Source organism: Serratia sp. TSA_7, from assembly GCF_052692135.1.
Map to the genome: position 1 here is coordinate 370435 of NZ_JBQZFU010000002.1, position 22284 is coordinate 392718.

A 22284-nucleotide genomic window follows, 5' to 3' on the forward strand; every position below is an offset into this window, starting at 1 on the left:
CACGGTTACTGGTCGCTTTCCGGTACGGCCAACTGGTTAAACTTGGTGTCCGGGCTGTCAACCGACTGACGCTGCGGGTTGGTTTCCGCGCGGTTGTTCTCGCGATCGATGATGGTCAGCACCGCGTTGCGGGAAATCTCGCGCTTCATTTCCATTTCATTCTTCAGCGCAGTGATCTCGCGATCCAGCGCCTCGATGCGACGATCGCCCTCTTCCATCGCCACTTTCTGTGCAGAGGCATTGGGCTCGGACATCCCGGTAGTGATCATGCGACGCATAATGAAGGCCGTTTCAATGGTATCCGCCATCGCCAGTTCACTGGCCAGACGGCCGACCAGAGCAGCATTATCCGGGTCACGCTGCAGCGCCTTGATAACCCCGGCGGTCACCGCCAGGCTGCCCGTTTTGAGCTTGGCCAGGTTGGCCGTGGTGGGTTTCTCTGCCCCGTTGACCAGTTTGGCCAACTGCTCGTTATTTGCTTTTGTCGCCTCTTCCAGCATCGGCGCAAAACCGGTGCCGGCCACGGTACTGCCGGGCTGTTCGCTCCCTTCCCCACTGGTACATTGAGACGCATCCTTACAGGTACGCAGTGAGGTATCGCCCAACACCTTCACCACGGCAGCTGCCGCTTCTTCGCTGCTGGCATACTTGGCACAAGCTCCACCGGTGCAACTGCTGCCGGATACGTTGGAGGTGCTGGTGACGGGCAGCGCATTCATCATGTTGTAGCCGGCGGCTGTCAGGTCGTGCGTCGGTTTGATGGCCGGCTGACCGGAGCCACCTCGCTTCTGACCGCCGATCCAGGTCTGCCCCGATTGCCCTGTCACCTTCTCCGTCTCCGTCGCGTTCATTGAACGCACCGCATCCGCGTCCCCGTTATTGACCAGACTCTTGGCTTCCTCCATCGCTGCCGCCTGGCTCCAGCCGCCGGTATCCGCCATGTCCATCATGCGCTTCGAGAGGTTCTGACAGTTCAGCTGCGCTTTGTCGAACGCGACACCGCTCTGCAACACCCCGTTGGTCAGCATTTCATACAGCCCCGGGTTGGCACGCTGGATAGCCATCGCCGGCAGGCTGGCCACCGCGCCGGTGGCGCCCTGGATAACGCTGCCCATCAGGTTCTTGAAGCCGTCGGTGACACCATTAAGCTGATTACCGATCGTCGTTTTCAGATCGAAGTTGCCGCACATCAAATCCGAGCTCCAGCCCAGGTTCATGCCCAGGCGTTGCATGTTGCCGCGTGTCGCCGGCTGTGAGATCACCGAGCCACCGCCCAGGGAATAAAACAGCTTATCCGAGACCGCACCGCTGGCGCTCTTCCCGTAACCGATATTGCTGTCATTCACCTGGGGCAACGAAATGCCAAACAAGGTAGCGTTATCATCATTGTCGTCAGCGTGCGCGTTCACGCCGACCAGTATCAGACTGCTGACAACCAGCAGAGACAGCAGGCTGCGCCGGCCTCGGAAAGTGCGTTTATTCATCGTGTTATTCATCGTTCATGCCTCAAAAGTCCGTGCTGGAGAGGAAACGCTGCCCGCGGCGCTGGCAGCAGCTGTAGGGTTGCCACAGGGCAAAGGCAGCGTTCGCATCCGCTGCCGGCGGATGGTCACCGTCCGGGAATACTGCGCAGGATTGGCTCAGTTGCGGAGAAAGGCGCTGCCACTTGTGGTTGCTGGTACCGGAGTTCTCCGTCACAGCGCCCGGAGGCCAGTACCCCTCAGAGCGCTGGCCCATCAGAGGTTGATAGACGTGGGGCTGGCCAGAACGGGTGATGATGTCCGCCACCCGCTGCGCTACCAGGGCACCGGCCTTGTCGTCATCAACCTGGGTCACAAACCCCGATCGGGGATAGACGTTGCCCCACATATTCGCGGCCGCCTGACTGCCAACCTCACGCATCCCCGGCACCAATGCCTCCGGGTAGAGGGATTCGGGAATACCGGTACGCCACGCCAGGCTGTCCAGCGTGCTGAGGAAATACGGTACAAAAGGGGTCGCCGCGCTGCGGCACGAATAGCCGGCAATGCTGCCGCCAATCAGGGACGTTGCCGGATGACCAATGGCATCGGCATATTTGAAGTGGAGGTTGGTTTTACGTTCCCCGGGGGTTTTCAGCTCGTTGTTACCACCGCCGGCAGACACGCCACTCAGCGCGCTGGTGATACTGCTTTCCAGCCCGCCGGCAGCCTGGCTCAACATCGACATTTCACGCCAGGGATTACCTCCCTGGGTGTTGTACGCCGACACTACGGCTTCCGGGATAAAGTGGGTGACTTTGACGGAGGTCCGCACCTTGCAGCCAAACGGCGTGCACAGCAGCCAATAACAAATGCCGCTGACGCGCCAGCTGATACAGGCCTGTGATACAGCACTCGCGACAATCTGCGCGCTGTTGAGCGCAGCGTTCGCTGCCGGCACGCTGGCCGCGGACAACATCATGGCCACACTGAGGGATTTAAGGGTAAGGCGAGGTTGCTCCGGGGGCATCAAAGGGGTTCGTTGCATATCACTGCCCCCCCGGTGACTGGGCGCGCAGTGCCACGGCCTGGGCTACGTCAGCCGTGCCATACACCACATCCTTATCGTCAAACACGACGGCCGGCACTTTTGTAACGCCCAATTCCCAGGCGCGCACCACCGCGCGGTAAACCGTGGCCAGTTCCTGCTCATGGGCCTGCCATTGCGGTGACTGCAGTACGGCCTTAGCCTGGCGTTCGGCTTCATCCGGGTTCGACGACAGCTCACCAAACGTCTGCGCCTGCAGCTGTTCAGGACCGTCAAGATAAATAACGGAGACCGAGGCATCGACGTTAGTCGGGGGATGGTGGGAATCGGTATAGAGTACCGTGCCGGCAAGCACCGACGCCGGCATCAGCAGAGGAAATAGCGTCAGCAACATGCTGATTTTCATGGACTGCACTCCTGCATGGATTGAATCCACACAGGGTGCTATGGGCAGCTCAGAAAGGCAGCAAAGAAGTCTTTATTGGATTATGAAAATTTTAGCCGTTGATGTTTCAACCAGGCTTAGGTCATAAAAAGCTTGTCGAATGTCTCAGGGCGTGAAGCAGACGTAGTGTTGCAGGAGATAATCAGGTCTATATCATTAAATTATAAGTGAATTTGTTTTTGTGAGCACTCAAGTATCTGGCTGAGAGACAATCCAGTTGACTTATTATGTATCGGCCGCTAAAAATATAAATACCTTATTTAGTGGTCGATACAAAACGTATTGTGGTCGTAATCCATCTGAAGAGAGAACCATGGAAAGTACTGTCGCATCGCTGGTAATACAGCGTGATGTAGAAGAAGTCTGGGACATTATTGAAAAATTTCACGCTCTGTCAGCGTGGCATCCTGCCGTAGTCAGCAGTGAGTTTGAAGAGGGCTATACGGAAGATATTGTAGGAGCTGTTCGCAACGTAACTCTTGGAAACGGTGCATCGGGAACGGAAAAATTAATCCGTAAAGACAGCAAATCATATGTTTTGACCTATTCCTTTGAAACAGCACCTCTGCCTGTTGAAAATTATCTTTCTACCATACAGCTATTACCAACCCGTAATCCGGGGAACACGCATGTTGTCTGGTCCGCCTCTTTTGACTGCAAACCTGATTTGTGCAGCGAGATGCGTAGGGTGCTGGAAAATGATGTTTATCTGGCTGGAATTAAAGCCTTGCAGACAGCGACTGTCTGACGACGATAGGCTGAAGTCGTTTATTTCTGAGATGAAGTGGCAGCCAGCCTGCTGCCACTGTTGATTTACCAGTTCTGCTTCGTAGGGGATACGATAAGATCGTTGACCGTCACGTTCTTAGGCTGGTTGAGAGCGTAGACCACCGCATTTGCCACATCCTGCGGGCTGATAGCAATTTTTGTCAGCTCCTGCGCCACCTTACGTCCTTCCGGATCGCTCACCTTGTCAGCCCATCCCGTGTTAATAACGCCCGGGCTGATGGTATTGACCCTGATGCCCTTATTCACACCCAGATCCTTACGCATAGATTCCGTCATGGCGTGTACAAAGAATTTGGTCGCACTGTACACACCCGCGCCGGCGTCAACCTGGTGCCCAGCGACAGAGGCCATGTTCAAGATCTGTCCGTCACTTTTGCTAAGCATAACCGGAAGTACGGACGCAATGGCATTCAGATACCCCTTGATGTTTACGTCGACCATCTTGTTCCAGTCGTCCCACGCGATGTCACTCCAGGCTGAAAACAGCATCAGTCCTGCGTTGTTAATCAGGATATCTACAGTACCGAAGGTGTCAGTAGCATGCTTTACCAGCGCCTGTGTGTCTTCAAGACGAGTCACATCCGTCACCAGACCGGTAGCATGGCCGCCGGCTGACTCAATATCCTTTACCAGCCTATCAAGGCCAGTCTGATCCAGTGCTGCGGCTACGATATTCACGCCATGACGTGCAAGTTCCAGCGCGGTTGCGGCGCCAATGCCCGACGACGCGCCAGTAATAACAGCGGTTTTATTCTGCAGGTGATTCATATTCTTATCCTTCTTTATGAGGTACAGGCGGCGGGAAGATCCCGCCGGTTTTATTTATCAGTAATTCCCTTCCGGCCAGTCGGTGTAACCTTTCGCGCCGCCGCCGTAGTAGGCTTCTTTCGGCGCGATGGTCAGCTCGGCACCATAACGCAGACGTTTAACCAGATCCGGGTTGGAAATAAACAAGCGGCCGAAGGCGACGGCGTCGATTATCCCGGCATCACGGCGACTGATGGCCATCTCAAGGTCGTAGTTGTTGTTACCGATGAACGGGCCGTCGAACTGGGCGCTCAGCGCATCCATATCCACATCGGCAGGTACCTCACGTGAGGTCGCCGTCGCCCCCTCAACAAAGTGCAGATACGCGAGGTTAAAACGGTTAAGTTGCTGAATCAGGTACCCGTACATTGCCATCACGTTGCTGTCCGGCGGCGTGTTACCCGCATCAGGCGTGACCGGTGAAAGGCGGATACCAACCCGCTCGTTACCCCAAATGTTGACGATCGCTTCAGTGACTTCCAGCGTCAGGCGCGCGCGGTTTTCAATAGATCCGCCGTAGGCGTCGGTCCGCTGATTGATTGAGTCGCGCAAGAACTGATCGAGCAGATAGCTGTTTGCAGAGTGCACTTCCACGCCGTCAAAACCTGCGCGCAGGGCATTTTCAGCAGCACGTTTATACTGCTCAATAATGCCCGGGATTTCGTCGGTTTCGAGCGCGCGCGGCGTCGATACCGGTACGAAGCCATTGACGGTATAAGTCTGGCCTTCGGCCTTGATAGCGGAGGGGGCGACAGGACGCTCGCCGTTAGGCTGCAGTTCAACGCTTGAAAAACGGCCTACATGCCAGAGCTGACAGACGATTTTTCCGCCTTCTGCGTGAACGGCATCGGTGACCTTTTTCCAGCCTGCGACCTGCTCGTCACTCCAGATACCCGGCGTTGCCGCATACCCGCGGCCCTGAGCTGAGATATTCGTCGCTTCTGAAATAATCAGGCCGGCGCTGGCGCGCTGAGCGTAGTAAGTTGCATGTAACTCATTTGGTACACCATCTTCACCATAGCGGCTACGGGTGACAGGCGCCATAACGATACGATTAGCCAGCTGAAGTTTCCCCATTGTCACAGGGGAAAAGAGATCGGTACGGTTACTGTTGTCAGTCATGATTACTCCTAAATAGTTGACCGGTCGTCTAGTAAATTGGCAGAAAAAAATGCGGCTACGCGAGCAGCCGCTTTGTTGCACTCATTGCTTTGTCGAACGCCTGTTCAGGCGTATGAATTTTTGCCATCAGGGATGCGCCCAGCCACAGCTGGTAAAGCTCTTCTGCAAGAGCCTCTGCATCCACACCCGATGGCAGGGAGCCATCCTCCTGCCCCTGTTGTATGCACGCCGTGATCCTAAGGATAATCTCACGGGTTCCGTTTGCCAGGACGCTTCGCATTCTGTCGTACTGGTCGCAGACTTCTGCCCCGAGTTTGACGACAAGGCACTTGCTTTCCGGCAGATCCGCTCCCTGTGTGGCCTTCCAGAACGAAAAGTAGCGCAGCAGCCGCTCTCTGGCGGGTTGGCTGCCGCACAACTGCTCTTCAACCTGAACGAGATAATGAGTGAAGTAATGTTCCAGCAAGGCTTCAGCAAACTCTTCCTTGGACTGGAAGTAGTAATAGAAGGATCCTTTAGGAATGCCAGCGGCTTTGACAATCTCAGCAAGGCCGACGGCGCTATAACCTTTATGGGTGATAAGCGTTCGGGCAACATCAATGATGTGCTGACGCACGTTAGCCGTTTGTTTTTTCATAGTCCGTATAGCTTAGCCATAAAACTGACCGGTCGTCTAGTGTTGCAGTTCGCATTTTGTGCGGTCACTGTTTTCTGCAAGGCAGCAGACGCGACGCATACTGGCCGGTTGCTCTGAGGCTTTCCAGTGTGGCGCCATCTTTCGCCTCGATCGACATCCCCTCCAGAAGCGTATTCAGCACGGTGGCCAGCGCGGCAGTGCCGGTATCTGCCGGTAACTGCTCTTCATGTACAGCCCTGCGCAGTCGCTTTTCAAACAGGTCTTTTCCTTCCTGCCTGAGTAAGCTTACCGCCTCCACAACATCAGCAGACTCCTGAGAGACGTTGATGGCCGCAAGGACCACCATGCAGCCACAAGGTGCGGAAGGCGAAAGCAGAATATCAGCCGCTTCGCTGAAGAACTTATCAATCGCCCGCGTGATATCGGGCTCTTCTTCAAGCTGCTCCCAGGTTGCCTTCCAGTAGACCCTTTCGTAATAGCTCACGGCCTCCAGGAAAAGTTTTGCCTTGTTACCGAAGGCGGAATAAAGGCTGGGCGGATTGATTTCCATCGCAGCGCAAAGCTCGGCTACCGATGCTGGCTCAAACCCTTTACGCCAGAAAATGTCCAGCGCCCTGAGCAGGGCCCAGTCACGATCAAAGCTACGCGGCCGGCCTTTTGGCTTCTCGCCAGTGGCACCTACGTTTTTCGTCTTCATGTCGGGCATACAATCATTCTCTTGACATATTACATAGCGATCACTATACAATAATAACATTACTTAGTGACCACTACATAATTATATGAGCCCCCTATGTCAGAACTCGCGTTCTCCTTCAGCCATTATCTGCAGTCCTCCGGAGAGGCAGGGGTTGTGTTGTATTTCGTTATTTTTGTCACGGCGACGCTGATGTTTTTCCCGGCTTCTCTGCTGACCGCGCTGTCCGGGTGGTTGTTCGGCGCTATGGGAGGAACCGTGCTGGCTCTGCTGGCGGGCACCACCTCCGCTCTGGTCGCGTTTTGTCTCAGTAAAAGTCAGTTATTTCCGGTCGCATCGCGCGCTGCAGGCCGGAACCGCTATCTGAAAACCCTGCTTTCACTGTCGCATAACAATGCCCTCCTGCTGATCCTGTTGCTACGCCTGAGCTCGGTCCTGCCGTTCACGCCGCTAAATTACGTGCTTGGGGTCAGCGGTGTATCGCTACGAAAGTACGCCGCAGCAACGGTGTTTGGCCTGATCCCCGGCACGTATGTGTATGCCGCTGCCGGGAGTGTTATTTCTGACGTCCAGGTGCTTCTGCGCGGCGGGTTCAGCGCCGGGGATATTTTACAGCGAGCGGATGTGTTAACCGGCATGGCAGTTGCTGTGGCGGGTCTGATGCTACTGTTTGTCATAAAAAAGATTTTCAACCGCATAGCGGGCATCCGTGCGGATACCCGTAACAACACAATCGGAGACAGATGATATGACCGACTTAACTTATGTGCAGGAATATAACGCCATCGTGGAAGTCCTCAGCAAATATAACGAAGGCGGAAAGCAGGCAAAGAGTGAGGTAATGAAGCCCGCTTTCAGCGACCAGGCCACGATTTTTGGTGTTGACGCTGATGCAAATCTCACGGGCGGTCCGATCCAGGGCCTCTTCGACACCATCGATACCGCGTTCCGGCCTTCACCGGAGGCGAAGGCCGCCATCGTATACGTCGACATCGTGGGCACCGCGGCAAGCGCGCGTATCGATACCGACGATATTTCAGGCTTCAGTTTCACGGACTTTTTCAACCTGCTGAAGGTCAACGGACGCTGGACCGTGGTGAGCAAAATTTACCATACCCACGTAGCTTCCTGACATCCGCCATAGCCCCACATCCGCCGCGTCTGGCTGTCCGCCAGACACGGCGGAACCAACCGAGGAAAAAACATGAGCAAAAATATCAAAACCGTCCCCACCTCTGCCTATGAGGCCGTACTCGACACCGCGCGTCGTTACGTTGATGGTCTGAGAAAAGGCTGTGCAGAAACGGTGGCCGAAGCGTTTCATAAGGATGCCGTCATGTACGGATTTACGGACGGTGAACTGCTGGGAGGATCTGTCGACAACCTCTATAAATTCGTTCGTGAAAACGGCAGTGCGCCAGAGATCGTAACGCATCTGGATGTGCTGGCTATCACCCCGACCACGGCGGTGGTGCGCGTGGACATGGAAAAGGATGCTATCGGTGCCGACTACAACGACTACCTGACCCTTATCCTAATCGACGGCCGCTGGCAGGTCATTGCGAAAGTCTATCACCAGTTTAAGAGCTGACTGCCGGCGATTTTCTGCAGAAAACAGGTAACGCAAAGGAGTTATCCATGAGTACAGTTTTCATTATCGGAGGTGCAGGCAAGGTGGGCCTACGCCTGTCTAAAATTCTTGCTGACAAAGGACACGCTGTTCATGCGCTTCACCGTCTGCCGGAACAGGCACAGTTGATCCACCTGCAAGGAGCGAAGCCCGTCAGTGGGAGCCTGACGGAGCTTGGTGCCGAAGCCCTTGCGACGGCCATGAAAGGCTGTGATGTGGTGGTCTTCTCGGCCGGTGCCGGAGGCAAAGGCGGTCCGGAAATGACAAATGCCGTCGACGGCGAAGGTCTGAAGACCGCAGCAGAGGCGGCAGCGCTGGCCGGAATTTTGCGCTTCCTGCTGGTTTCGGCATTTCCAGAGGCCTCGAGGAGTGAAACCACCTCTGCATCTTTTGAAAACTACATGCGGGTTAAAAAGCAGGCCGAGGTAGTGCTGGCCGAAAGTGCTCTGGACTGGGTCATTCTGCGGCCCGGCCTGTTGCGGGACGACAAAGGATCGGGATTTGTCCGTACGGGGCTGGCCATTCCTTACGGTGAGGTTACCCGGGATAACGTGGCGGCCACGCTGGCTGAAATTATCGGGCAGCCCCGCATCAGCCGCGTCATCATTGAGCTGACCGACGGTGAAGTACCGGTCCGGGAAGCGATACAGCAAATGGCAGGACGCTGAAATGGAAAAGTCGCCGGTTTCAGGTTCGGAAATGCGGCTGCTGCTGCTCGGTGCAACCGGCCTCGTGGGCAGTCATGCCCTGCATCAGGCTATGGCCAGCCCGCATATCGGTACCGTGATTGCGCCCACGCGAAAACCACTCGGGTGTGGCCTGGCCGGGCGAACACGGCTCATAAATCCCCTGATCGACTTCGATGCACCAGACGCTGACGCCCCGGAATGGCGCGTTGACGCGGTTATCTGCGCGCTCGGAACCACCATCGGCAAGGCCGGCAGCCGCGAGGCATTCCGGCGGGTTGATTACGACTATCCGCTGACGTTTGCCCGGCTGGCGCGTGATGGCGGTGCCTCAGCGTTCGCGCTGACGTCGGCGACCGGCGCGAATACGGCCTCCCGTTTTTTTTATAACCGGGTGAAGGGGGAGCTTGAAGAAGCGCTGATACGCGAGCAGTTCACCTCACTGACGATCGTCCGTCCCGGGGTTATTGCCGGTGCCCGGACTGAAGCCCGCCCGGGAGAAACGGCGCTGAAGCTCGCGCTCACGCTTTTCTCGCCGCTTCTGCCAGGTAGCTGGCAGCTCAGCCCGGCTGAAGACATAGCCAGCCACTTGCTCAGGGCAGTTATCACTCCCCGGCAGGGCATCAGCATTGTTTCTGCGGGTGAAATAAGCCTTAAAAAATGATTTTCATAAGATGAATGATAAGAAGGAACCGTTATGTCAGTAGTTAACTTTAATGCCGTGGTTAAAACCGATGCTGGCCGCGTCTGGCAAACACTCAGCCAGTTTGGCCGTATCAGCGACTGGCACCCGGCCATCCGCAGCAGCGAAATCGAAGACAATCAGCCCGACGGTCGTCCGGGCTGCAGGCGCCGACTGGTACTTGAAAACGGCGATGTCCTGCGCGAACAGCTGCTCACGCTGGATGAAGATAAGCATGCCTTCTCATATCGCTTTATTGAAGCCCCGCTGGCCGTAGATGGCTATGTGGCAACGGTCAGCCTCATTCCTCTGAGCGATAGCGACGAAACGGTCATTGCCTGGCAGGCAAGTTTTGAAGCCCGGTCCCGCAACGAGGTGCAGGCGATGGAGGCGAGCGTTCTGGAGCTGATCGCGTCAGGCCACCGCAGCCTCGCTGCCTACCTTGAAAACCTGTAACGTCTTAACGGAGCCCGAAATGCTTGACTACATTGTACCCGTAGAGCCAGCAAAGGCCTACAGGCTGATAAATCATGGGCCGACAACGCTGGTCTCTGCGCGCTATAACGGAGCGGACAACGTCATGGCGGCGTCATGGGTCTGCGCCCTGGATTACGAACCGGCGCGGCTGACCGTCGTGCTGGACAAGACCGCATTCACCCGCGGGTTGATTGAAAAAAGCCGTTCCTTTGTTATTCAGGTCCCGGTGGCAGGCCAGGCCTCACTCGTGCACTACCTCGGTTCACATTCACTGTCCTGCGAAGCGGATAAACTCGCTCAGTCCGGGGTGTCGCTGTTTGAACTGCCCGGCGCGGATGTGCCACTGGTTTCAGGATGTGCCGCGTGGCTGTATTGCGAACTCATCCCTGAAGCACATAACCAGCAGGCCTATGATTTATTCATCGGAGAAATAAAAGCGGCCTGGGCTGACAGTCGCGCTTTTAAGGACGGACACTGGCAATTTGAGCGGGGAGCGGCGGACTGGCGAAGTCTGCACTATATCGCGGGCGGCCACTTTTACACTACCGGCGATCCGCTGAACGTGCCGGACGCGCCGCAGCAAACGCCCGGAGAGCCGCAGGGCTGAGTCTCACGCTGTTGCCGGTCGAGTTTACCGCCCCGCCTGCAGGATAATCTGCTCGGAGATCCGCCTGACGTTATCGTCAAGGTTTTCAAGCGGGCGGTGAATAAGCCCGACGTCCCGGTAAAAAACCTTCTCATTCAGACCGATGGCCCTGACGGAGGCCGGCCAGCGCCGCCAGTTGGCTGTCCGGGGCAGCAGAGCAACCCCCATGCCATTACTGACGAGCTTGAGGATGGCTTCCAGCTCGTCCACCTCGCAGATTTCGTTGACCGAGAGGTTCATTTCGCGAAGAAAGCGATCAACCTGGCGTCCACCGAAGGACGAACGATCGTAGCGGATAAAAGGCTGGTCGCTCAGCAGCGAGGCAATATCGTTACCTGCCACATTTTTCGGCACGATGAGGTGGAAAGGTTCATGTGCCAGCGCACTCCACTGCAGCCCTGTCGGCAGCGCAAACGGGGGTTTCAGCACCGCGGCCATATCTATTTCACCGGCGTCCACAAGGTTAATCAGTTCCATCGACAGGCCCGGTATAACGCGGATACGGCAGCCGGCGCTGTGTCTGCAAAACGCCGTCAGCGCATCCGGCAGCAGCGTACGCTGTATCGAGGCAATTGCGCCTATCGTGATGGTCTTACCGGGGATAGCCAAATTCAGTCGCTCACCCAGCCCGTCATACAATGAGAGGAGTTCCTGCGCCTGAGAGATCAGTTGTAGCCCTTTCTGGTTCAGACGTGCGTTTCTCCCCGACCGGTCAAACAACGGGAAGTTTAAGTCGGCCTCCAGCCTCTGCATCTGAGCGCTGACGGCCGCCTGCGTCAGACCAATTTTATTGCCAGCCGCCGCAAAGGTCCCTTCCTTCGCCACCATCAGAAACGTTTTCAATTCACGGATCATCGCGCTCACGATACACAAATATTATTTGTTATATATAAAGATAAAAATTGATTTTAATCAAATTAAATTATCCATAAGCTCATTTGTGACGGTAATGTTAATGCGGGAAAGTACTGAAACCCGGCTGTGCATTGAACATTACTCCTCCCTAAATTATCGATCTTGCCGCAAGCAGGCGGATCTTCTTACTGAGGATGCATAAATGAGCCTTTCCCCCTTCCATCTGGCGATCCCTGTCTATGACCTGAAAGCAACACGTCGTTTTTACGGCGAGGTCTTCGGCCTGAGTGAAGGCCGTTCGAGCGAACAGTGGGTTGACTTTGACTTTTACGGCCATCAGTTGGTCATTCACGAACATCCTAAAACCGCATCGCAGGAGAGCGTGCATTCCAATTCTGTCGACGGTCATGACGTACCCGTCCCGCACTTTGGCATCATCCTGAAGTGGGAGGAATGGGAGGCACTTGCAGAACGCCTCAGATCATTTAACACCAAATTTGTCATCGAACCTTACATCCGCTTTAAGGGACAGGTCGGAGAGCAGGCCACCATGTTTTTATTCGATCCCTGTGGCAACGCGCTTGAGTTCAAGGCGTTCAAGGATATGAGTCAGCTTTTCGCAAAATGATTACCCGGCACGGCCTCAGGCCGCGCCATACATCTCCTTCACCCGAATTTTTTAAGCGTGGCTTCTGCCTCTTTCGGGCAGAAGTTGCCCCTGTTTAAACTGAGGGCGTAATGAAAAAAATAACACTGGTTTGGCAGATAGTTATTGGACTTGTACTTGGAATAATTGTGGGATGGTATTTTAATACGCACCCTGAGTATCAGCAGTGGGTCAGCCACGAAATCCTTAAACCGCTGGGCGATATTTTTATCAAAATGATGAAAATGGTCGTGGTGCCTATTGTCTTCTGTTGCATGATCCTGGGCATAACCGGAAGCGGTGACAACAAGTCGTTCGGACGAATGGGCGCGAAAGCGCTCGGTTACTTCTTTATCGTCACGGGACTGGCCACCATCTTTGGACTGGTGCTGGCTAACCTTATTTCCCCAGGCGAAGGCACCAGTATTCAGGGAATGGCGCACGGCGGCGGACACATGAAAATGGAGCCGGCGCGGGGCGCACTGATTATTCTTCAGAATATCGTTCCTGATAACCTGTTTGTTGCACTCTCCGAGAGCAAACTGCTGTCAGTTTTGTTCTTTGCCGTGCTGTTTGGCCTGGCGCTCAATGGCCTTCCCAGGGATAAAACAGCCCCGATCCTCAGCGTTCTCCAAAGCGTATCAGATGGCATGTTCAGGGTGGTGTCCATTGTCATGGCCTACGCGCCGGTTGGCGTCTTCGGCATGATTGGTGCCACCGTGTCCACTTTTGGTTTCGCTTCCCTTCTGCCGCTGCTCAAGCTTGTAGGCACCGTTTATCTGGGTCTGGTTTTATTCGCCCTGATCGTGCTGGGCGGTATCTGCGCGCTGATCGGGGAAAACGTCTTTAAGCTGATAAAACATTTTCGTCAGGAACTGGTGCTGGCATTCTCAAGCGCCGCTTCTGCAGCGGTTATGCCACAGCTGATGTACAAGCTTGAACGCTATGGCGTACCGAGGCGGATCGTCAGCTTTGTGGTGCCCGTGGGATATGCTTTTAATCTTGACGGCGCGTCGATATTTCTCGGTGTGGCGACCATATTTGTGGCCCAGCTTTACGGTATTGACCTGACGCTGATGCAACAGATCATTTTAGTTGTCACAATGGTGCTAACGTCGAAAGGAGCAGCCGGTGTGCCGGGGTTTGCCATTCTGATTCTCTCAGCCACTCTGGCATCTGCGGGATTACCGCTTGACGCCGTTGCCTTGATAGCCGGGATATTCCGTATTATTGACAGCGGAACAACAACCCTCAACGTCCTGGGAAATGTTGTTGCTCCATTGGTCATTAACCGGTGGGAAAAAGAACCACGAGCCTTTGAAGGCTCTCAGCCGGACCTGAGTAAACGCTGAGACGAAAAATGAGGTGAAGGGTGCCTGTTCCCTGTAAAGCTAACGCAATTTGAGGGTAACTGGCACCCTTCATTATTTTGATCTGCTTCCTGTTGATCCACTCAAACTGTTATTAGCTACTTCCGCTTTTGGCACATAGCGGACATTCATATGCTTTACATCAGAACCAAAGGCATTGCCTATGCCGCCGCCCACCACTCTTTTTCAGAGGGACGTATACGTAAGAATTATCATACTTTTCCAATTGTATGACTCCATAAAAACCGGCCAGCAGGCCGGTCACATAATAATGGCACTTCAAACTAATTAACCCGGAACCGTTCGCACAGCTCGCTCAAATGAAGCAACAGATACACCACATCGGCCGCATCCGGCACAGTGACATACCAGCGTGGGTGGTCGTATTCCTCCGACAGGGGCCACAGCGTACTGCCAGTCACCGTGATCAGCACATCGATGCAGCGCCCCAGCCGGCCTTCGAGATGCAGCGCCACGCTGGTACGGCTCCCGATACGATGCGGGTGGGCGGTCAGTGTGACCGGTCCCCACAGCCTATCGCGGATAGCCGCACAGAACGTCTCAAGCGCCAGCGCATCCGTGTCGCTTAAGGTGGCCATGCCCTGCGGAGGGAGGGTAAACAACGACGGTCCACGACAGACCTGGCCGTGCGGTCGTACAACAGGTTCAGGGTATTTCAGGGTCATCATGCAGCCCGAGCCTCCCCGTTCGCCGCCAGGCCGCGCAGGCGGTCAAGCTTTTGCGCCACCTTGCGGGCAGCCTCAAGCTCGCTGCAACCAAACTCCTGCATCAGTGCGCGGCGCTCGGCCTTCTCTTCTTTCTCGGTCATCCCCAGTGCCAGATACAGGCTTGGCGGTACCGCACGGAACAGCGCCTCGAGTTTTTTCGACAGCACCACGCCCTCGGTATAGCAACCAGACAGCTTACTGGCTGACAGCAGCACCGCCTTTTGCTCCTCGGTCAGCGCCTTGAAACGGGCAATATCGTTGACCTCCTCCGGTGGCATCGTCAGACAGACCCACCACTCCGCCATGTTCAGCATCTTCTCGGCAATGTCCGGGAAGTCTTTTAAGTTCTGCGTCGCCAGCCACAGCCAGGCGCCGAGTTTACGCCACATCTTGACGATTTTTGTCATGTAGGGCGCCAGCAGCGGATTCACCGTCACGATGTGCGCTTCATCCACCGCGAACACGATGTCCCGCTCCGAGTACTGGTCTCGTTCGGCAATGTTGTTGATGGTGTTGGTCAGGCTCACCATCGTCAACGCCATCTGCGCTTCATACCCCTCGCGCGCCAGATGTCCCAGGTCAATCAGGGTGACATCCGCCTCTGGCCACAGGCTACCTTCGCGGTTAAACAACTCCGCCTCGAAGCTGCCGGCCTGGGTAAACATCCCGAGCGACTCAGCCATTTCAGCCGCCTTGGCCCGACGCTGCTCATTACGGATATCACTCCCTTCGTCTTTCGAGAGGGTGTACAGCGCCTTCTGCAGATCTGCCGGCAACATCTGCCGCCCTTCGTCATAGGTCTGACGCGCAGCCACCAACAGGGCTTCACGGATCATCGCCCGGTCGGCACGCTTCAACTCGTGCTCTTCCTTCGCATCACCGCCAGTGATCATCATGCGCGCCGAGATTTCCATTTCACCCAGGTAATCGCGCTTGTCGTCATCGTCGTCGTCATCGGCATCGATGTCAGGGAGGTCATTTTCATCCAGGGCTAGCGTCGTTAATGCATCTTCGACCAGCTTGTGCGCATAGGAGAACGGCGGCAGCGAGACACCACTGCCTGGCTTGATGCTCACCTTGTTGACGCTGAGCCCCTGGCTCTCAAAGTAATCGGCCAGCAACCCAAACGAGTTGCCCGCTTCCGCGATAAACAACCGCGGCCGGTGTATCGCCATCAGTTGCGATAAGGTCGCACACAGCGTCGCCGATTTCCCCGCGCCAGTCGGGCCAAAATACAGCATGTGTGCATTCTGGCTACGGTCATGCTTGTTAAGCGGGTCAACCGTCAGCGTATCCCCGCCGCGGTTGAAGAAACTCATGCCGGGGTTACCGGTCCCGGTCTCACGGCCGGTCACCGGCAGCAGTCCCGCCAGGTGCTGTACCCAGGTCAGGCGGGTATACCAGTGTTTCTTGTCGGTCTCCGGGTTAAAACACATCGGTAACGCCCGCAGGTAGGTATTGAGCGGCGCCACATCAAACTCCGGCCGTACCGGTTGCAGGCCGGCGCCCAACAGCACGTTGGTCAGATCGACACGTTTGTGGTTAAGTGTGGTCAGGTCGCCGGCACGCAGCAGGAACGTAATGCCGGCACGGTACAGCTTGTGGCGATTGCCTAGGTACTCTTTCACCTGCGCCACATCCTGACGCACGCGGCCGGACTCGGTATTCTCGCCGACGGCGTTTTTCGACAGCTTGTTGAAATCATTCTCCAGCGTGTCCTGAGGCTGTACCACGATGGTCATGCACAGCATCGTTCCCTCCGGGAACAAATCCATCAGCGCATTGATTTTCTTCTCGCCGCGTTTCATTTCACCGGTGATGGTGCCCGGCTCCGGAGGGCGGCGCAGCTTCTCGACGGGAATGGCACAATGCGCCTGGTTATCGAACCACCATACTCCCTGATCCGCATCGGACACAGGCGGGGTGAACAACAGGGTCTCGGCAAAATCATTTTGCACCGGCATGGCGCCTTCCGGCGTGTCACGACTGTCAAAATAGGCGGCGTCACGGTACAGGGTTTCTTTTTCCACCCACTCCGGGTTGGGATTAAAATGACGCAGCAGCCAGTCATGGACCTGTGCCCCGTTCTGGCGCACGCAGATCACGCCGGCACCGGCGAGCGCACCGGTCACCCGCTCACAGGTCTGATTCAGCATGGCAACCGGCGGCATCGGATCATGATTGCCCTTACCAATCCAGCGATACACCACCATGCGCGTGCGGCGCTGCTGCCCGCGCCACGGCTGGTCGGTGATCAGTGTGTCCTTGAACAGGCCTTCCGGACGGGCGATACCACGCATATGACGTTCGGTTTCTTTCAGCCAGTCTTCGCTGAACGTACTGCCTTGGGCATGGGGTTTGACATAATTTCTCAGGCGATCGATATACGCCTCGACGTTGTTCTCGTCCTGGCAGAAGAACTGTACCACCCAGGGGTTTTCGTCATGTTCGTCAAACGAATCCTGCAGGGCGTCTTCCACCGTGTCGCGCATTTGCTCAAGGCGATCGTCGGTGCGTCCTTCGGTCGCTACCGGCGTGATGTCAAAAACAGCCCCGACGGACACACCGTCATCGAGCAAAATGCACTGTTCGCGGTCGAGAAACTCAGCCCAGGGCAGGTAATCAATGATGGACGGATTGGCGTGATACACCTGTTGCTCGTCCTTTACCGTCATCTTGCCGGGCCGCCGTAACGGTTCACGCCCGTCGACGGACAGCGGCACGCCATCCTCGGTCACGGTCAATGTGTCCTGGACAACCGCCTCCGGTACCGACGGCTTCTTGCGCGTCAGGCGCTTTTTATCAAACAGAGAAAATCGCATCAGTAGGCCTCCGTCCGTTCACCCGGCATCGCATACTGCACCTGGCTGTAGAACGGGAACACGGTGCTGTACCCCGGCACCGGTGCGTTACCGTCCGCCAGATGCGGAAAGACATACATCACCAGGTCGGGATTCGGCAGTCGCGGGAACTGCTGGCTGATTTCGCTTTCCTGCGTGCGGCTGTAGCTGCGATCGTCCGCCGCTGTCGCCTGACGTTCGCTGTCGGTAAGCGGACGGCGCAGACTGTCGCGTGCCGCCACCGAATTACGCGCCGAACCGCCGACGTCTTCACCCTGCCACAACTCCAGCATCGAGCTGTCGCCCGGTGGCAGCAGTTCCTCTTTCGACGTCGAACAGCCGGTCAGTGCGATGGCGCCGACCATAACCAACTCCTCTTTACCGGGGATTGGTATGCATTCCACGCTCTTCGAAAGAAATATAGTCAGCAGTTTGTCTGCATGCCCTGAGTATTCGTTAGCGAACGTGGAGCACTTACTGGCTCGAAAGCAAAGCGGCAATCATCAAACCACATGATTCTGGCACAATATTCGTAACCAGTAAGCGCATACCCTGAATCACTTAAAAGTGTAACTCTCAGGGTGTGAATGACTATACCTGGCACAAAGCCGACCGTCAGAGTAACAAAGTCCCACTACCGTATCGCCATAGTTGGGTTGGGTGGTCATTCCGGTTACCAAGGCAGATTAATATTATTTATATTGTTATTTATCATAAAGTTAATTTTAAATAAAATCCCTGTCAGGAATCCAATCCAGAAAATCCCGCTCAGGAAAACCGGGCGGGATTTTTGCTTTGGCGTCATTAGATTGCCTACCTTCCTCCGCCAAAACTGCACGAAATAAATCGCCACTGTGGGTAGGCACTGAAAGCCCTTCAGGAGGGCTTAAAAGAGCGGTGGCGGTTAGCGATAAACCAGCCCGCCGTCGGTCAAAATCGACTGACCGGTGATATAGGCAGCGTCGTCGCTGGAAAGAAAAGCGACAAGTGCCGCGACGTCAGCCGGGGTTTGTGCGCGCCCCAAGGCAATGCCATCAACGTACTTCTTATAGGTTTCACCTTTCGGCGCACCGGTAATCTCCGAGAAACGCTGATCTATTTCCACCCACATATCGGTGCCGACCACTCCAGGGCAATAGGCGTTGACGGTAATGTTGTCGCTGGCGTATTCCTTGGCCGCAACCTGGGTCAATGCGCGTACGGCGAATTTGGTGGCGGAGTACACGCCCAGCAATGCAAAACCCTCATGGCCGGCGATGGAACAAGCATTGATGATCTTGCCGTTTTTGTTGAGCTGTTTAAATTTCGCCGCGGCAGCCTGGATCCCCCAGGTCACTCCCCCGATATTGATGTTCAAGATCTTCTCAAGATCTTCCGGCACCACGTCTGCTATGGGTTTTACCTGCGAAATACCGGCGTTATTAATCATCACATCCAAGGTACCCAGCGTACTCACAACGTGCTCGATGGCCGCATACACCTCCTCGCGCTTGCTGATATCGGCAACGTAGGTTGTCGCTTTTACCCCGAAAGACTCCACTTCTTTCCTGACTATACCAAGCTGATCTGCGGATAAATCCAAGAGCGCAAGGTTGACCCCCTCTTGTGCCAGGCGCAGTGCGATCCCCCGGCCAATGCCACGCGCAGCGCCAGTGATAATGGCTACCTTTCCGTTCAAACCTGTCGACATGATTATTCCTGTTTCGTTTTGTACTACGTCTAATGGAGAGTTTTTTGTTGGTTTCCGCTAGCGAAAACGCAATCGGATCAGTCTGTTATCCTTTCCCGTATTGTCCTACTGATGCAGCGGTCGGCCAGCGGCCGCGAGGATCGATTCATGCATGGCTTCGGAAAGCGTCGGATGCGCAAAGATGACCGACAGCAGGCTCTCGTCCGTGGCCTCCAGATGATGGGCGATACCGAAGCCCTGGATCTGTTCGGTGACCTGTGCGCCAACCATGTGCGCCCCCAGCAGCTCGCCGGTTTCGGCATCGAAAATCGTCTTGACGAAGCCCTCCGCCTCACCGGCGGCCAGCGCCTTGCCATTGCCCTGATAGGCGAACTTACCGATCTTGAGTGGCCGTCCACTGGCACGCGCCGCCGCCTCGGTCAGGCCCAGACTGGCAACCTGCGGCCGGGCATAGGTACAACCGGGCACATAACTACGGTCAAGCTTGTGCACGCCTTCGACGCCGGCCAGCGTCTCGACGCAGATCGTTCCTTCGTGGCTGGCCTTGTGCGCCAGGCACGGCGGGCCGGCGACGTCGCCGATTGCGTAAAGGCCGAAGACGTTGGTGCGGCAGGCGTCATCCGTCTTGATAAAACCGCGATCCAGCTCGACGCCCAGCGCCTCCAGCCCGAGGCCTTCGACATTAGGCTGGACGCCGGCCGCCAACAGCACATGTTCGACCTCCAGCACCCGTTCGGCACTGGCGTTTTTCAACGTGCAACGCCCTCCCGCCTCCGTGAGCTGCACCTGCGTTACCTGCGTCTGGGTATGCACCTGAATGCCGCGCCTCTCGAACGACTTGCGCACCGCCGCCGAGACTTCTGCGTCTTCAACCGGCAGTATCTGTGCCGCCACCTCCACCAGCGTCACTTCGCTGCCGAGATCGTTGTAGAGGCTGGCGAACTCGACGCCGATGGCGCCGGAGCCGATGATCAACAAGGATTTCGGCAATTTTTTGGGTTGCAGCGCCTCGAAGTAGGTCCAGATCCGCTCGCCATCCGGCACGATCCCCGGCAACGCACGCGGGCGGGCGCCGGTAGCCAGGATCACGTGGTCGGCCCGGTAGTCGCGCTCGCCCCCCTTGGCATCGACCACCGTCACCTGCCCCTTGCCCCGTAGGCGGGCAGTGCCGTCGAACACCGTTACGCCATTCTTCTTCAACAGGTACTCGACCCCACCGGTCAACTGTTGCGACACCGAGCGGCTAAACTGCACCAGTTTCTGGAGATCGAAACTCACCTCGCCGACACTGAAACCCAGTTGGTCGGCATGGGCGATGCTGTGCGCCACATCGGCACCGTGCAGCAGCGCCTTGGTTGGGATGCACCCCCAGTTCAGACAGATGCCCCCCAGATGCTGTTTTTCCACCAGCGCCGTACGCAGCCCGAGCTGGCCGGCGCGGATGGCGGCAACATAGCCTCCCGGCCCGCCGCCGATCACCAGTACATCGTATTTGTCGTGCATAGCTCGTCTCCTAGACAAACATCAGGGTCGGTGTTTCAACCAGTCGCTTGAGTTCCTGGAGAAAAGCCGCGCCCAGCGCCCCATCGATGACCCGGTGGTCGCAGGACAGCGACACCGTCAGTTGATGGCGCGCTACGATCTGCCCGTCGCGAGCCACCGCCCGCACCTCGCCGGCACCGATCGCGAGGATCGCGCCCTGGGGCGGGTTAATGATGGCGTCAAACTGGCGCACGCCGAGCATGCCCAGGTTCGACACACTAAAAGTGCCGCCCTGGAACTCTTCGGGCTTGAGCGTGCCGGCTTTCGCCCGGGTCACCAGGGAATGAATGTCGTGCGAGATCTCGCTGACCGACTTACGGTTGGCGGCGCGTACTATGGGGGTAATCAGCCCGGCCGGCAGCGCAACGGCCACCGAGATGTCGGCATCGGCAAAGCGGCGGATGCTCTGGCTGGCTTCGTCGAACTGTACGTTGACATCCGGCACCGCCACCAGCGCTTGAGCGCAGGCCTTAACCAGCAGGTCGTTAACCGAAATCTTGACGCCGGGCGCGCCGAGGTTGATTTCCTTGCGCAACGCCAACAGGCGCTCCAGATCGAGCTCGGCGATCAGGCGGAAGTGCGGCGAATGTTGCTTGGAAGCCTGCAAGCGGGTGGCGATCGCCCTGCGCATGCCCGACAGGGGCAAGTTCTCAAAGGCCGCCGGCGCCGCATTCGGTGCAGTCGCTGTCTGCGGCTGCCCGTCGAGCAGCAGAGCCGCCGCCTGCACATCCTCGCGGCTGACCCGCCCGTGTGAACCGCTGCTGCGGCAGTCGTGCAGGTTGATCCCCAGTTTGCCGGCCAGACGGCGCGCCAGCGGGGTTGCCGGTATCTGACTGTCGTCGGCGTGCGAGCGTGGCGCTTTGCCTGAACGCGATGGCAACGTCGGCGATGCGATGCGGCCCCCTGCGGCAAGGATAGCGTTCTCGAGATCGGCCACCGAGATACGTGCTTCACGTCCGCTGCCGCGCACCTTGCTCAGGTCGGCCCCCAGCCTGGCGGCCAGGCGCAACGCGTGAGGCGTGGCATTGACCTGTGCGGCATCGGTGCTTCCCTGCAGGCCGAGCGGCACCTCGGTCTGCCCACTGGCGGCCACCGGTTGGGTGGATGGGGCCGATGCCGTGGGAAGTGCGTTGTCGAGTGTCGGGGCTGCCGCAGGGCGCGCGGGAGGCGGTGCGACAGACGCTGCCGGCCCCGCCGCGGCCAGACTGGCCGTGAAGGCGTCCAGTTCGGCATCGCTGATCGAAGCCTCAGCCACCAGCGCCAGCGCCGCCCCCACCTTAAGGGTATCGCCCTGCCGGGCGAGTATCCGCCGCAGGGTCCCGGCGAAGGGGGCCTCAAGCACGTTGACGATTTTGCTGGTCTCGATCTCGCAGATTTCCTGCCCCTTGCTGAAGCTGTCGCCTTCCCGGATAGACCACTGCGCGAGCAACCCTTCCTCCATCGAAAGGCCCCACTTGGGCATTTCAAGCGTTTTGATATCACTCATG

24 protein-coding genes are annotated in these 22284 nt (G+C 56.8%); 10 read left to right on the plus strand and 14 right to left on the minus strand.

The features are described 5' to 3' along the window. Positions 1-5: 5 nt before the first annotated feature. The 3 genes from ACUTQW_RS10665 to ACUTQW_RS10675 are packed head-to-tail and all read right to left on the minus strand — an operon-like array spanning position 6 to position 2914. A complete protein-coding gene (locus ACUTQW_RS10665) occupies positions 6-1496 on the minus strand; it encodes an integrating conjugative element protein (RefSeq protein ID WP_064799166.1) in 1491 nt (496 codons plus the stop codon). Positions 1497-1506: 10 nt separating this feature from the next. After that, a complete protein-coding gene (locus tag ACUTQW_RS10670; protein WP_420894017.1) occupies positions 1507-2490 on the minus strand; it encodes a TIGR03756 family integrating conjugative element protein in 984 nt (327 codons plus the stop codon). 19 nt (positions 2491-2509) lie between these two features. Then, on the minus strand, positions 2510-2914 hold the full coding sequence (locus ACUTQW_RS10675; protein ID WP_064799168.1) for a TIGR03757 family integrating conjugative element protein: 405 nt from the start codon (positions 2912-2914) through the stop codon (positions 2510-2512). Between the two features lie 352 nt (positions 2915-3266). On the opposite strand from ACUTQW_RS10675, the gene ACUTQW_RS10680 reads away from it, so the two are divergent. Beyond that, positions 3267-3701: an SRPBCC family protein gene (locus ACUTQW_RS10680; protein ID WP_081275711.1), complete on the plus strand. Its 435-nt coding sequence runs from the start codon at positions 3267-3269 to the stop codon at positions 3699-3701. A gap of 65 nt (positions 3702-3766) precedes the next feature. Here ACUTQW_RS10680 and ACUTQW_RS10685 read toward each other — a convergent pair whose 3' ends face one another. The 4 genes from ACUTQW_RS10685 to ACUTQW_RS10700 form a co-directional block, all read right to left on the minus strand. Then, positions 3767-4510: an SDR family oxidoreductase gene (locus ACUTQW_RS10685; protein WP_064799169.1), complete on the minus strand. Its 744-nt coding sequence runs from the start codon at positions 4508-4510 to the stop codon at positions 3767-3769. A gap of 57 nt (positions 4511-4567) precedes the next feature. Then, positions 4568-5671, minus strand: coding sequence for an alkene reductase (locus tag ACUTQW_RS10690; protein WP_064799170.1), 1104 nt, complete (start codon positions 5669-5671; stop codon positions 4568-4570). A 55-nt stretch (positions 5672-5726) separates the two neighbouring features. Further along, positions 5727-6308 (minus strand): TetR/AcrR family transcriptional regulator, encoded by a 582-nt coding sequence (locus tag ACUTQW_RS10695; protein ID WP_037433137.1) that lies wholly within the window; start codon positions 6306-6308, stop codon positions 5727-5729. 64 nt (positions 6309-6372) lie between these two features. Beyond that, entirely contained in the window at positions 6373-7014 is a 642-nt protein-coding gene (locus ACUTQW_RS10700; protein WP_235195983.1) for a TetR/AcrR family transcriptional regulator, read from the minus strand. 87 nt (positions 7015-7101) lie between these two features. On the opposite strand from ACUTQW_RS10700, the gene ACUTQW_RS10705 reads away from it, so the two are divergent. The 7 genes from ACUTQW_RS10705 to ACUTQW_RS10735 all read left to right on the plus strand — a co-directional run bounded on the left by ACUTQW_RS10705 (position 7102) and on the right by ACUTQW_RS10735 (position 11087). After that, positions 7102-7752 (plus strand): TVP38/TMEM64 family protein, encoded by a 651-nt coding sequence (locus ACUTQW_RS10705; protein ID WP_064799171.1) that lies wholly within the window; start codon positions 7102-7104, stop codon positions 7750-7752. Between the two features lies 1 nt (position 7753). Continuing rightward, positions 7754-8137 carry a nuclear transport factor 2 family protein gene (locus ACUTQW_RS10710; protein WP_037433140.1) on the plus strand — a complete coding sequence of 128 codons (384 nt, stop codon included), beginning with the start codon at positions 7754-7756 and terminating at the stop codon, positions 8135-8137. A gap of 72 nt (positions 8138-8209) precedes the next feature. Further along, entirely contained in the window at positions 8210-8596 is a 387-nt protein-coding gene (locus tag ACUTQW_RS10715) for a nuclear transport factor 2 family protein (protein WP_037433141.1), read from the plus strand. 47 nt (positions 8597-8643) lie between these two features. Further along, complete coding sequence (locus ACUTQW_RS10720) at positions 8644-9303, plus strand: NAD(P)H-binding protein (protein ID WP_037433142.1); 660 nt, start codon at positions 8644-8646, stop codon at positions 9301-9303. Position 9304: 1 nt separating this feature from the next. Continuing rightward, on the plus strand, positions 9305-9985 hold the full coding sequence (locus ACUTQW_RS10725) for an NAD-dependent dehydratase (RefSeq protein WP_238986603.1): 681 nt from the start codon (positions 9305-9307) through the stop codon (positions 9983-9985). A 33-nt stretch (positions 9986-10018) separates the two neighbouring features. Further along, positions 10019-10459, plus strand: coding sequence for an SRPBCC family protein (locus ACUTQW_RS10730; protein ID WP_037433143.1), 441 nt, complete (start codon positions 10019-10021; stop codon positions 10457-10459). Between the two features lie 19 nt (positions 10460-10478). Then, complete coding sequence (locus ACUTQW_RS10735) at positions 10479-11087, plus strand: flavin reductase family protein (protein WP_445654852.1); 609 nt, start codon at positions 10479-10481, stop codon at positions 11085-11087. A gap of 24 nt (positions 11088-11111) precedes the next feature. Here the strand turns inward: ACUTQW_RS10735 and ACUTQW_RS10740 are convergent, their stop codons facing one another. Continuing rightward, entirely contained in the window at positions 11112-11981 is an 870-nt protein-coding gene (locus ACUTQW_RS10740) for a LysR substrate-binding domain-containing protein (protein ID WP_064799173.1), read from the minus strand. A gap of 202 nt (positions 11982-12183) precedes the next feature. Between ACUTQW_RS10740 and ACUTQW_RS10745 the strand changes: the two genes are divergently transcribed. Then, positions 12184-12609 (plus strand): VOC family protein, encoded by a 426-nt coding sequence (locus ACUTQW_RS10745; protein WP_064799174.1) that lies wholly within the window; start codon positions 12184-12186, stop codon positions 12607-12609. Positions 12610-12719: 110 nt separating this feature from the next. Next, entirely contained in the window at positions 12720-13979 is a 1260-nt protein-coding gene (locus tag ACUTQW_RS10750) for a cation:dicarboxylate symporter family transporter (protein WP_445654853.1), read from the plus strand. Positions 13980-14281: 302 nt separating this feature from the next. Here the strand turns inward: ACUTQW_RS10750 and ACUTQW_RS10755 are convergent, their stop codons facing one another. From ACUTQW_RS10755 to ACUTQW_RS10780, 6 genes are all read right to left on the minus strand, one after another. Further along, positions 14282-14686 carry a hypothetical protein gene (locus tag ACUTQW_RS10755; protein ID WP_064799176.1) on the minus strand — a complete coding sequence of 135 codons (405 nt, stop codon included), beginning with the start codon at positions 14684-14686 and terminating at the stop codon, positions 14282-14284. Next, positions 14683-17547: a conjugative transfer ATPase gene (locus tag ACUTQW_RS10760; protein WP_064799177.1), complete on the minus strand. Its 2865-nt coding sequence runs from the start codon at positions 17545-17547 to the stop codon at positions 14683-14685. The genes ACUTQW_RS10755 and ACUTQW_RS10760 overlap by 4 nt, the downstream gene beginning before the upstream one ends. Beyond that, positions 17547-17930 (minus strand): TIGR03751 family conjugal transfer lipoprotein, encoded by a 384-nt coding sequence (locus ACUTQW_RS10765; protein ID WP_064799178.1) that lies wholly within the window; start codon positions 17928-17930, stop codon positions 17547-17549. Before ACUTQW_RS10765 ends, ACUTQW_RS10760 begins: the two co-directional genes overlap by 1 nt. Positions 17931-18469: 539 nt before the next feature. Beyond that, entirely contained in the window at positions 18470-19255 is a 786-nt protein-coding gene (locus ACUTQW_RS10770; protein ID WP_004946858.1) for an acetoin reductase, read from the minus strand. Positions 19256-19360: 105 nt separating this feature from the next. Beyond that, entirely contained in the window at positions 19361-20758 is a 1398-nt protein-coding gene (gene lpdA / locus ACUTQW_RS10775) for a dihydrolipoyl dehydrogenase (protein WP_445654866.1), read from the minus strand. A 10-nt stretch (positions 20759-20768) separates the two neighbouring features. After that, positions 20769-22283 (minus strand): 2-oxo acid dehydrogenase subunit E2, encoded by a 1515-nt coding sequence (locus ACUTQW_RS10780; RefSeq protein WP_445654854.1) that lies wholly within the window; start codon positions 22281-22283, stop codon positions 20769-20771. Between the last annotated feature and the right edge of the window lies 1 nt (position 22284).